Genomic DNA, 10,749 nt, shown 5'->3' on the forward strand with positions numbered 1-10,749 from the left:
AGTAACGTAAAAAAACCCGCTTCGGCGGGTTTTTTTATTTCTCTCTTCCCCCCATACTCTTGGGGTATATGACTCTTTTTTGTTCATCCCCTGGAGACCAACAATGTGGTTGCTTGATCAGTGGGCAGAACGTCATATCCTTGATGCCCAAAAAAAAGGTGAATTTGACAATCTACCGGGTCGAGGCGAACCCCTTGCTCTGGATGATGATTCACACGTGCCTCCTGAATTGCGTGCAGGCTACCGCTTGCTGAAAAATGCAGGCTGCTTGCCGCCGGAGCTTGAATACCGTAGGGAAGCCCTTGCGTTAGCGGATCTGCTCGAAAGTATTCAGGACGATCATCCTCAATATCAGGAGTTGCGGCGTCGATTGACGCTACTTGAGTTCCGACTGCGCCAGGCGGGTCTGAGCACAGATTTCTTACACGGTAGATATGCAGAGAAACTGCTGCAAAAGTTAAGTGAGGAATAAAATGTACCGTATCGGTGAACTTGCAAAGCAGGCCGGGGTAACGCCGGATACTATCCGCTACTACGAAAAACAGCAAATGATGGATCATGAAGTGCGCACGGAAGGCGGCTTTCGCCTTTATACCGACAATGATTTGCAGCGTCTGAAATTTATTCGCCACGCCCGCCAGCTTGGCTTCACCCTTGAATCTATCCGTGAGCTACTGTCGATTCGCATCGATCCTGAGCATCACACCTGCCAGGAATCAAAAAGTATCGTCCAGTCACGGCTGAGTGAAGTAGAAGCGCGGATAGAAGAATTGCAGTCAATGCGTCGTTCGCTGCAAAAGTTAAACGATGCATGTTGCGGTACCGCTCACAGCAGCGTCTATTGTTCTATCCTGGAAGCGCTGGAGCAAGGGGCGACCAGCAAAGCCTGTTGATCTTATGCACAGAGAGGCTTACACTTCGGCCGTTTTAACCCACAATCTGGAGACGTTATGAGTCGCTATCAGCATACTAAAGGGCAGATTAACGATAATGCTATTGAAGCATTGTTACATGATCCATTGTTCAGGCAACGTGTTGAAAAAAATAAAAAAGGGAAGGGAAGCTATCTGCGAAAAAATAAACATGCAAAACGAGGCTTTCAGGAGGCCAGTGGCAAGCAAGTGAATCGCTTTCTTACCTCTGGCCTTCTGGTTTCTGCTTAAGGGCGAGAATTCTGTTCTTTTAACAGGTCGCGAATCTCGGTCAGTAACACTTCTTCTTTGCTTGGTGCCGATGGTGCTTTCGGTTCTTCTTCGTGTTTACGTTTTAGTTTATTGATTAGCTTAATCGCCATGAAAATGGCAAAAGCAACGATGATGAAATCGAAAATATTCTGAATAAACATCCCATATTGCATTACCACGGCTGGAGTATCGCCCTGTGCGGCACGCAATGTAAGCGCAAACTGTTTAAAATCAATCCCGCCGATTAATAAACCCAGTGGAGGCATAATGATATCGGCGACCAGCGAAGAGACTATCTTGCCAAAGGCTGCGCCGATGATCACACCTACAGCTAAATCAACGACGTTCCCGCGCATCGCGAATTCGCGGAACTCTTTTAAAATGCTCATATTCTTCTCCATGTGCTAACTGACAGAATAAGTCTAACAAACTAGCAGGCAATTTCCATTTTGGGAGAATAATAACCAGAACTTTCTATTTCCTTATAACTACAAGGGAAAAATAATGAGCGCAAATAATGGCGCTCATTATTATTACAAAAAGAAGGGGCTTGGCTGGAACAATCGTTCGACGTCGGTAATATATTTTTTATCGGTTAAAAACATTATTACGTGGTCGCCTTGCTCAATACGCAAATTATCATTCGCAATCATCACATCATTACCACGAACGACTGCGCCAATGATGGTGCCTGGCGGCAGTTTGATTTCGTCAATAACGCGCCCAACCACGCGGGAAGTTGTTTCATCTCCATGGGCAACGGCTTCGATTGCCTCTGCAACTCCACGGCGTAAAGAAGAAACACCAACGATATCCGCTTTTCGCACATGGCTGAGTAAAGCCGAAATCGTCGCCTGCTGCGGCGAAATAGCGATATCAATTACGCTGCCCTGCACCAGATCGACATACGCACGTCGCTGGATCAGCACCATGACCTTTTTCGCCCCCATGCGTTTAGCGAGCATCGCGGACATAATATTGGCTTCGTCATCATTGGTGACGGCAATAAACAGATCGACTTGATCGATATGCTCTTCTGCCAGAAGCTCCTGATCGGACGCATCACCATAAAATACGATGGTATTTTGTAACTTCTCCGCCAGCTCGGCTGCGCGTTGCTGATCGCGCTCGATAAGCTTCACGCTATAATCTTTTTCCAGCTGCCGGGCGAGGCCCGCGCCGATATTCCCGCCGCCCACTAACATAATGCGTTTATAAGGCTTTTCCAGCCGCTGCAACTCACTCATCACCGCACGGATGTGCTGCGATGCGGCAATAAAGAATACCTCGTCACCCGCCTCAACAATGGTTGAACCTTGCGGGCGAATCGGACGATCCTGGCGGAAAATTGCCGCTACGCGCGTATCGATGTGGGGCATATGTTCGCGCATCGTTGACAGTGCATTTCCGACCAGCGGGCCGCCATAGTAGGCTTTCACCACTGCGAGACTCACTTTGCCTTCAGCAAAATTTACAACCTGCAGCGCGCCAGGATACTCAATTAAACGATAAATGCTGTCGATAACCAGCTGCTCGGGCGCGATCAGGTGATCGATCGGCACAGCCTCGGAGTGAAACAGCTTATCCGCATCGCGCACATAATCGGGCGAGCGGATACGGGCGATACGGTTTGGCGTATTGAACAATGAATAGGCGACCTGGCAGGCAACCATATTCGTTTCATCTGAACTGGTGACCGCAACCAGCATATCCGCATCATCAGCGCCAGCTTCGCGCAGCACACGCGGATGCGAGCCGTGCCCCTGCACGACACGCAAATCAAATTTATCCTGCAGGGTACGCAGACGGTCGCCGTTGGTATCGACAACGGTAATATCGTTATTCTCACCGACCAGGTTTTCTGCCAGCGTACCGCCGACCTGCCCCGCACCCAGAATAATTATCTTCATCTGCTGTGACCCGCTGTATCCATCACTGTTTGATTATCTTAGCGTAAAAGAAGCCGTCGCCTGCTTCCGCGTCCGGTAAATTCTGCTTACCCGGCTGTTGAGGCGTGCCGGTCTCGCTAAGCTGCGCGTCTGGGGTACGCTTGAGGAAAGCGGCAACTTGCTGGCTATTCTCTTCCGGCAGGATGGAGCAGGTGGCATAAACCAGCGTTCCACCTGATTTCAAATGTGGCCAGATAGCGTCCAGAATTTCCGATTGTAATTGTGCCAGCTCCGGGATATCACGATCGCGGCGCAGCCATTTTATATCCGGATGACGTCGAATGACGCCCGTTGCGGAGCAGGGAGCATCTAACAAGATGCGATCGAATTTTTCCTCACCGCACCACTGTGCAGGGAAACGCCCGTCCCCCTGCTTGACCTCCGCCTTCATGCCTAACCGCTTCAGGTTGTCATAAACCCGCGACAAGCGCTGCTCATCGATATCCACTGCCAGCACGCTGGCCTGCGGCGCAGCTTCGAGGATATGCGTAGTCTTGCCGCCAGGCGCTGCGCAGAGATCCAGTATGCGCTCACCATTTTTCGGCGCCAGAAAGGCTACACAACCCTGGGCGGATGCATCCTGCACCGTGACCCAACCTTCAGCAAAACCGGGCAGAGCCGTCACCGGTGCTGGCACCGCGAGGCGCACGGCATCCGGATACGCCGGGTGAGTAAACCCCTGCAAGCCGCTTTCTTCCAGCAACGCCAGCCAGCTATCGCGGGTGTGATGCTGGCGATTGACGCGCAGCCACATCGGTGGCCGTTGGTTACTTGCTTCTACAATTTGCTGCCATTGCTGTGGCCACGCTTTCTGCAAACGCGCTAATAGCCAGGCAGGAAGTAAGTAGCGGTTTTCACTATTCGCAAACTCAGCCATTAACACTTCTTGCTGGCGCTGAAACTGGCGCAGCACGCCATTGATCAAACCTTTAAGCTGCGGTCGCTTAATCGCCACCGCGCCTTCAACCGTTTCAGCCAGCGCAGCATGGGGCGGGATGCGCGTATGCAACAGTTGGTAGAGGCCCACCATTATCAAATAGTGCACCGTGCGCTGCTTGCCGGTCATCGGGCGCGACATCAGTTTATTGATTAGCCAGTCGAGCTGCGGAAGCACGCGCAGCACGCCGAAGCACAGCTCCTGGAGCAGCGCTTTGTCCTTATCGGAAACTTTTTGCTGTAACGGCGGGAGAATATTGCTGAGCGATTGCCCTTGTTCCACGACTTGCTCAACGGCCTGCGCCGCCATACTTCGTAAGTTGAATTGTTTTTTCATAACCACAAAAATAAAAATGCCCGGCAAACCGGGCTAAATATCAGTCTCAGGCCAGGCGGTTGCCAGGTACGAACCATTCCCGCCGTGAATTCAGTAAATCTTGCGCACTCATGGCTTTTTTGCCCGCGGGCTGCAGCGACTCGAGGTTTAATATGCCGTCAGCGGTTGCCACCTGAATGCCGGTTTTCGAGGCGTCGACAATGGTACCAGGTTCAGCCGACGTAGCCGATGGTATGACAGACGCTTGCCAAACTTTTACCGGCTGCTCGTCTATCAGTAGCCAGCTCATTGGCCAGGGATTGAAGGCACGAATGCAGCGCTCCAGTTGCGCTGCGCTCAAAGACCAGTCAATACGTGCTTCTTCTTTACTTAGCTTCTCGGCATACGTCACCAGCGCCTCATCCTGAACCTGCGGTTGGATGCGACCTTGCGCCAGCTGTTGCAGCGTCTCCAGCAGCCCCTGAGGACCAAGCTGCGCCAGCTTATCGTAAAGCGTAGCGCTGGTATCCTGCGGGGTTATCGGGCAGGCGAGTTTATAGAGCATATCCCCGGTATCCAGGCCGACATCCATCTGCATGATGGTGACGCCGGTTTCGGTATCTCCTGCCCATAATGAACGCTGGATGGGCGCCGCTCCGCGCCAGCGCGGGAGAAGCGAACCATGGACATTGATACAACCAAGGCGCGGCATGTCCAGCACCGCTTTTGGCAAAATCAACCCGTAAGCCACCACGACCATCACGTCGGCATTCAGAGATGCAACGAGCTGCTGATTTTCCGCCGCACGCAGCGTTGCTGGCTGGAATACCGGCAGGCCTTTTTCTTCTGCCAGCACTTTAACCGGGCTGGGCATCAGTTTTTTACCGCGACCGGCGGGACGGTCGGGCTGGGTGAAAACGCCGACAATCTGATGTTCAGAAGACAACAGCGCGTCAAGATGACGCGCTGCAAAGTCAGGAGTTCCGGCGAAAATAATACGTAAAGAATCTGACACGTTTATCCCTTGCGGCCCGCCTTATGCACGGCCGTTCATACGATCCAGTTTTTCAACTTTTTGGCGAATACGCTGACGTTTCATCGGCGACAGATAATCAATAAACAGCTTACCAACCAGATGATCCATTTCATGCTGGATACAAATTGCCAGCAGACCGTCAGCTTCCAGTTCGAATGATTCACCATTACGATCCAGCGCGCGAATTTTTACTTTCTCTGCACGCGGCACCAGTGCACGCTGCTCAGGGATAGACAGGCACCCTTCTTCAATACCCGTTTCACCGCTTTTTTCCAGCAGTTCAGGATTGATCAGCACCAGTTGCTCGTCACGGTTTTCGGACACATCAATCACAATAATGCGCTGATGGATATCAACCTGTGTTGCTGCAAGACCAATACCTTCTTCTGCGTACATGGTTTCAAACATATCATCAACGATACGCTGAATGTCCGCATTAACTTCTTTCACCGGATCGGCAACTTTGCGAAGTCGCTCGTCCGGAATATGTAACACATGCAAAACTGCCATAGATATCCAGAGTCGTGTTCAGGAGTTGAAAAGAATCTTCTCTCTATTCTAGACAAATCCCCCTGCGATTGACAGCATCAGTGACCAATCGCAATGATTGCCCGCGCGGCTTGTGGCAAGGGGGAAGGGATGACATCCACGGAGATTTGGCTGCGCCTGTTGCAGGTTGGGGATCTGTGCGGCGAGCGCTGGGTAAATGCCGCGCAATGGTTACGGCAAAATCAGAACACTACGCCTGATGAGCTCCAACGATATGGTCTGAGTGCGGCCCAGGTCAGGCGTTTTTTTTCTCTGACGGAAAAAGAGCTGGAGCAGAGCATGGCGTGGCTTGCGCAGCCACAGCAGCATCTCATCACCGCCAGTGATGATACTTATCCTCAGCAGCTGCGTGCGATTGTTGATTACCCCGGCGCCCTCTTTATAAAAGGCGATCCGGCAGTGCTAAATACACCGCAACTGGCGATCGTCGGTAGCCGGGCGCACTCATGGTACGGTGAGCGCTGGGGGAGGGTTTTCTGTGAAGCGCTGGCTCAGAGCGGTTTGACCATTACCAGTGGGCTGGCGCTTGGTATCGATAGCATCGCGCATCGCAGTGCTATTAGTGCAAATGGAAAGAGCATTGGCGTATTAGGGAACGGTTTATTTAGCCTTCATCCACGCAGGAATGCTTCGCTTGCCGCTCAACTGCTTGAGAGTGGCGGCGCGCTGGTTTCCGAGTTTCCCTTAAAGGCCATGCCCTTGCCGGGTAATTTCCCCCGGCGCAATCGCATCATCAGCGGGTTAAGTAGCGGGGTACTGGTTGTGGAAGCCGCGCTGCGAAGCGGTTCGCTGGTGACAGCGCGACTGGCGCTGGAGCAAGGCCGGGAAGTGTTTGCAATGCCAGGGCCAATAGGCAATCCCGGAAGCGAAGGTCCGCACTGGTTAATCAAACAGGGGGCGACACCTGTGACCTCAGCCCGGGAGATCCTTGAGAATTTGCAATATGGGCTGAAATGGCTTCATGAAACACCCGAAAATGCAATTTATTCGACAGAACAGGAACCGCTGGCATTGCCATTTCCGGAGCTCCTGGCTAACGTAGGAGATGAGGTAACACCTGTTGACGTCGTCGCTGAACGTGCCGGCCAACCTGTGCCAGTGGTGGCAGCCCAACTGCTCGAGCTGGAGTTAGCAGGGTGGATCGCAGCTGTACCCGGCGGCTATGTCCGATTGAGGAGGGCATGCCATGTTCGACGTACTAATGTACTTGTTTGAGACTTACATCCATAACGAAGCAGAAATGCGTGTGGATCAGGACAAACTGGAACGGGATCTTACCGACGCCGGCTTTGATCGTGAAGATATCTACAATGCGCTCTTATGGCTGGAAAAGCTGGCTGATTATCAGGATGGCCTCGCCGAACCGATGCAGCTTGCTTCCGATCCGCTCTCATTGCGCATTTATACTGCCGAAGAGTGCGAAAGGCTGGACGCCACTTGCCGGGGATTCTTGTTATTCCTTGAGCAGATTCAGGTGCTAAACCTCGAAACGCGGGAAATGGTGATTGAACGCGTGCTGGCGCTGGATACAGCAGAGTTCGAACTGGAGGATCTGAAATGGATCATCCTGATGGTTCTTTTCAATATTCCAGGGTGCGAAAACGCTTACCAGCAAATGGAAGAATTACTCTTTGAAGTGAATGAAGGTATGCTGCACTAATCATTTTGCAGCAGCATGAGTTGTTATGGCTAAATCAGCACTGTTTTCGGTGCGTAACAATGAGCCCTGCCCCCAATGCGGGGCTGAGCTTGTTATTCGATCCGGGAAACACGGCCCGTTTCTTGGGTGCTCGCACTATCCGGAATGTGATTATGTTCGCCCCCTGAAAAGCCAGGCGGATGGGCATATTGTGAAGGTTCTGGATGGTCAGTTATGTCCCCGCTGTGGCGCGGAGTTAGTGCTGCGCCAGGGCCGTTTTGGTATGTTTATTGGTTGCAGCCAATACCCGGAATGCGAGCATACTGAACTTATCGATAAACCAGATGAAACCGCGATTGCTTGTCCGCAATGTCAGGCAGGGCATCTGGTGCAGCGCCGCTCCCGCTATGGCAAAACGTTCTATTCCTGCGATCGCTACCCTGATTGCCAGTTCGTTATCAATTTCAAACCGGTGGCGGGTGAATGCCCGGTGTGCCACTACCCGCTACTTATCGAGAAGAAAACGGCGCAGGGCGTCAAACGCTTTTGCGCCAGTAAACAATGTGGACAGCCGGTAACGGCGGAACAAAATAGTGAAGAATAACCTGCCAACAGGCGCCATTGCTGACGCAGTGGACGTGCTGAAAAAAGAATGCGTCATCGCTTATCCAACAGAAGCTGTCTTCGGCGTCGGGTGCGATCCCGACAGCGAAACTGCTGTGTATCGTCTGCTTGAATTAAAGCAGCGTCCCGTCGATAAAGGTCTGATACTTATTGCTGCTAGTTATGAACAGTTAAAACCTTATATTGATGACAGTATGCTGACCGAAGCGCAGCGTAACGCCATCTTCGCTTGCTGGCCGGGGCCGGTGACCTTTGTTTTCCCGGCAAAGCCAACCACACCCCGCTGGCTGACCGGTCGCTTCGATTCGCTGGCCGTGCGTGTCACCAATCATCCGCTGGTGATTGCGCTGTGCGAAACCTACGGTAAACCATTGGTTTCGACGAGTGCGAATTTATCCGGCCTGCCTCCATGCAGAACGGCACAAGAAGTTTGTCATCAGTTTGGCGCCGACTTCCCGGTTATTGATGCGCCAACCGGCGGGCGGCAAAATCCTTCTGAAATCCGTGATGCCCTGACCGGCGAACTGTTTCGCCAGGGATAATTGTATGGAATCCTTCGCAGTTTTCGGCAATCCTATCGCGCATAGCAAGTCGCCTTTTATCCATCAGCAATTCTCTAAACAGCTACATATTGATCACCCCTATGGCCGCGTGCTTGCCCCGGTGGATGACTTTGTCAATTCGCTAAATGCATTCTTTGCCGCAGGGGGGAAAGGTGCCAACATCACCGTACCTTTTAAAGAAGAAGCGTTTGCTCGCGCAGACGCGTTGACTGAGCGTGCCGCGCTTGCCGGAGCGGTAAATACCCTTAAGCGACTGGAAGATGGCCGACTGCTGGGCGATAACACCGATGGCATCGGTCTGCTCAGTGATTTGCAAAGGCTGGCGTTTATTCGCCCGGGGTCGCGTATCTTGCTGGTGGGCGCTGGTGGCGCCGCACGTGGCGTGTTGTTGCCGTTGCTGTCGCTGGATTGTGCCGTAACGATCACGAATCGTACCCATGCGCGGGCGCAGGAGCTGGCCGAGCTTTTTGCCCATACAGGGAGCGTGAACGCGCTTGCGATGGACGCGCTTTCAGCACAGGAGTTTGACCTGATCATCAATGCGACCTCAAGCGGCATCTCAGGTGGTATTCCGGCATTGCCAGAGTCGGTTATTCATTCACAGCTTTATTGTTATGACATGTTCTATCAAAAGGGAAAGACGCCTTTTCTGGCATGGTGTGAAAGCCTGGGGGCAAAGCACGTTGCTGATGGTCTGGGGATGCTGGTGGGGCAAGCGGCACATGCCGTGTTGCTGTGGCACGGGGTGATGCCGGATATAGAACCTGTTCTTAAGATGCTTAAGCAGGAGCTGGAAAAGTGAATCAGGCGATACAGTTTCCGGATCGCGAAGAGTGGAGCGCGTCGATGCAGGCCGTTTGTTTCCCGGCGCTGGTCAATGGCATGCAGCTCATCTGCGCGATTAAGGGCGAGGTATTAGCACAACGCTTTGCGGCCCAATCGCCAGAAGCATTTCTGGCGACATTTCGGGAAAACCGTTGGGATCTGGAAGAAGAAGCTGAAGAGATTATTCGTCAACAGGGCGAAGATGATCAGGGTATCGTCTGGTTATCCTGAGCTAAGTACTCATCTTTCCATTTGACATAATTATTTGCTGAATACTTCAGACCTGCAATTTCTGCTTCTGTCAGGGGGCGGATTTGCTTCACCGGACTTCCCAGATAAAGGTAGCCGCTCTCAAGGCGTTTATGTTGAGGGACCAGGCTACCCGCGCCAATCATCACATCATCTTCGACAATCGCGCCGTCGAGCAAAATCGATCCCATTCCAACCAATACCCGGTTACCAATAGTGCAACCATGCAGCATTACCTTGTGCCCGACCGTCACATCTTCACCAATAATCAGGGGATTGCCCTCAGGATTATAAGAAGATTTATGAGTAACATGCAGAACGCTGCCGTCCTGAATATTACTGCGGGCGCCAATCTCTACATAATTCACATCACCACGAATCACAACCAGCGGCCAGATGCCAACATCTTCAGCTATTCTGACATCACCTACCACGACACTCGTGGCATCAACCATTACACGCTGCCCAACATCAGGAAAGAAATCCTTATAAGGACGTAACACGGTAGACATATGTACCTCATCGAAAACGGGCTGAATTAAGACTTTGATCGCAAGAATAGCCTTCTGCAACCCTTTTACCCTTCATTATTTGAGCAGATCGTACGCGATCGCAGCGAAAAGCGTGAAAAATCAGCAGTCAGAAAAAAAGATCGCAAAAAGACTTGTGCTAAAAATTGGGATCCCTATAATGCGCCTCCGTTGACACGACAACGTGAATCACTTCACCAGATAGTCGGCGCAACGAAAGAGAAAAAATCCTGATGTTAAGGGTTGACTCTGAAAGAGGAACGCGTAATATACGCCACCTCGCGACAGAGCGCTAAAGCGCGTCGCAACTGCTCTTTAACAATTTATCAGACAATCTGTGTGGGCACTC

General features: G+C 51.9%; 15 protein-coding genes. 9 read left to right on the forward strand and 6 right to left on the reverse strand.

Features of this window, described 5'->3' with window-relative positions; translation table 11 throughout:
* Nucleotides 1–103 precede the first annotated feature (103 nt).
* The 3 genes from ACTU3N_RS15140 to ACTU3N_RS15150 are packed head-to-tail and all read left to right on the forward strand — an operon-like array spanning nucleotide 104 to nucleotide 1,163.
* Nucleotides 104–472, forward strand: coding sequence for a DUF1992 domain-containing protein (locus ACTU3N_RS15140; RefSeq protein WP_443086944.1), 369 nt, complete (start codon nucleotides 104–106; stop codon nucleotides 470–472).
* Between the two features lies 1 nt (nucleotide 473).
* Nucleotides 474–893, forward strand: coding sequence for a Zn(2+)-responsive transcriptional regulator (gene zntR, locus ACTU3N_RS15145; protein ID WP_443086945.1), 420 nt, complete (start codon nucleotides 474–476; stop codon nucleotides 891–893).
* A 57-nt stretch (nucleotides 894–950) separates the two neighbouring features.
* Nucleotides 951–1,163 carry an alternative ribosome-rescue factor A gene (locus tag ACTU3N_RS15150; RefSeq protein WP_443086946.1) on the forward strand — a complete coding sequence of 71 codons (213 nt, stop codon included), beginning with the start codon at nucleotides 951–953 and terminating at the stop codon, nucleotides 1,161–1,163.
* Here ACTU3N_RS15150 and mscL read toward each other — a convergent pair.
* The 5 genes from mscL to def all read right to left on the reverse strand — a co-directional run bounded on the left by mscL (nucleotide 1,160) and on the right by def (nucleotide 5,931).
* The gene (gene mscL, locus ACTU3N_RS15155) at nucleotides 1,160–1,567 is read right to left on the reverse strand and encodes a large-conductance mechanosensitive channel protein MscL (RefSeq protein WP_443086958.1); all 408 of its coding nucleotides are present in this window, start codon (nucleotides 1,565–1,567) and stop codon (nucleotides 1,160–1,162) included. The two genes, ACTU3N_RS15150 and mscL, sit on opposite strands and share 4 nt — an antisense overlap.
* Before the next feature lie 150 nt (nucleotides 1,568–1,717).
* The gene (gene trkA / locus ACTU3N_RS15160; protein ID WP_443086947.1) at nucleotides 1,718–3,094 is read right to left on the reverse strand and encodes a Trk system potassium transporter TrkA; all 1,377 of its coding nucleotides are present in this window, start codon (nucleotides 3,092–3,094) and stop codon (nucleotides 1,718–1,720) included.
* Between the two features lie 22 nt (nucleotides 3,095–3,116).
* Nucleotides 3,117–4,406 carry a 16S rRNA (cytosine(967)-C(5))-methyltransferase RsmB gene (gene rsmB / locus ACTU3N_RS15165; RefSeq protein ID WP_443086948.1) on the reverse strand — a complete coding sequence of 430 codons (1,290 nt, stop codon included), beginning with the start codon at nucleotides 4,404–4,406 and terminating at the stop codon, nucleotides 3,117–3,119.
* Nucleotides 4,407–4,452: 46 nt separating this feature from the next.
* Nucleotides 4,453–5,400, reverse strand: coding sequence for a methionyl-tRNA formyltransferase (gene fmt, locus ACTU3N_RS15170; protein WP_443086949.1), 948 nt, complete (start codon nucleotides 5,398–5,400; stop codon nucleotides 4,453–4,455).
* A 21-nt stretch (nucleotides 5,401–5,421) separates the two neighbouring features.
* Entirely contained in the window at nucleotides 5,422–5,931 is a 510-nt protein-coding gene (gene def / locus ACTU3N_RS15175; RefSeq protein ID WP_443086950.1) for a peptide deformylase, read from the reverse strand.
* 129 nt (nucleotides 5,932–6,060) lie between these two features.
* Here def and dprA point away from each other — a divergent pair, with 129 nt between their 5' ends.
* Genes dprA through ACTU3N_RS15205 form a run of 6 tightly spaced genes read left to right on the forward strand, consistent with a single transcriptional unit; the run spans nucleotide 6,061 to nucleotide 9,852 of the window.
* A complete protein-coding gene (dprA, locus tag ACTU3N_RS15180) occupies nucleotides 6,061–7,185 on the forward strand; it encodes a DNA-protecting protein DprA (RefSeq protein WP_443086951.1) in 1,125 nt (374 codons plus the stop codon).
* Nucleotides 7,157–7,630 (forward strand): DUF494 family protein Smg, encoded by a 474-nt coding sequence (gene smg / locus ACTU3N_RS15185; protein WP_443086952.1) that lies wholly within the window; start codon nucleotides 7,157–7,159, stop codon nucleotides 7,628–7,630. Before dprA ends, smg begins: the two co-directional genes overlap by 29 nt.
* Before the next feature lie 25 nt (nucleotides 7,631–7,655).
* On the forward strand, nucleotides 7,656–8,213 hold the full coding sequence (locus ACTU3N_RS15190) for a topoisomerase DNA-binding C4 zinc finger domain-containing protein (protein WP_443086953.1): 558 nt from the start codon (nucleotides 7,656–7,658) through the stop codon (nucleotides 8,211–8,213).
* On the forward strand, nucleotides 8,203–8,775 hold the full coding sequence (tsaC, locus tag ACTU3N_RS15195; protein WP_443086954.1) for an L-threonylcarbamoyladenylate synthase type 1 TsaC: 573 nt from the start codon (nucleotides 8,203–8,205) through the stop codon (nucleotides 8,773–8,775). The genes ACTU3N_RS15190 and tsaC overlap by 11 nt, the downstream gene beginning before the upstream one ends.
* A 4-nt stretch (nucleotides 8,776–8,779) precedes the next feature.
* Nucleotides 8,780–9,598, forward strand: coding sequence for a shikimate dehydrogenase (gene aroE, locus ACTU3N_RS15200; RefSeq protein ID WP_443086955.1), 819 nt, complete (start codon nucleotides 8,780–8,782; stop codon nucleotides 9,596–9,598).
* Nucleotides 9,595–9,852 carry a DUF1488 domain-containing protein gene (locus tag ACTU3N_RS15205; RefSeq protein WP_443086956.1) on the forward strand — a complete coding sequence of 86 codons (258 nt, stop codon included), beginning with the start codon at nucleotides 9,595–9,597 and terminating at the stop codon, nucleotides 9,850–9,852. Before aroE ends, ACTU3N_RS15205 begins: the two co-directional genes overlap by 4 nt.
* On the opposite strand, the gene ACTU3N_RS15210 is transcribed toward ACTU3N_RS15205, so the two are convergent.
* Nucleotides 9,828–10,382, reverse strand: coding sequence for a gamma carbonic anhydrase family protein (locus ACTU3N_RS15210; protein WP_443086957.1), 555 nt, complete (start codon nucleotides 10,380–10,382; stop codon nucleotides 9,828–9,830). The two genes, ACTU3N_RS15205 and ACTU3N_RS15210, sit on opposite strands and share 25 nt — an antisense overlap.
* Nucleotides 10,383–10,749: the final 367 nt, after the last annotated feature.

Source organism: Vagococcus sp. WN89Y, from assembly GCF_052220145.1.
GTDB lineage: Bacteria > Pseudomonadota > Gammaproteobacteria > Enterobacterales > Enterobacteriaceae > Kosakonia.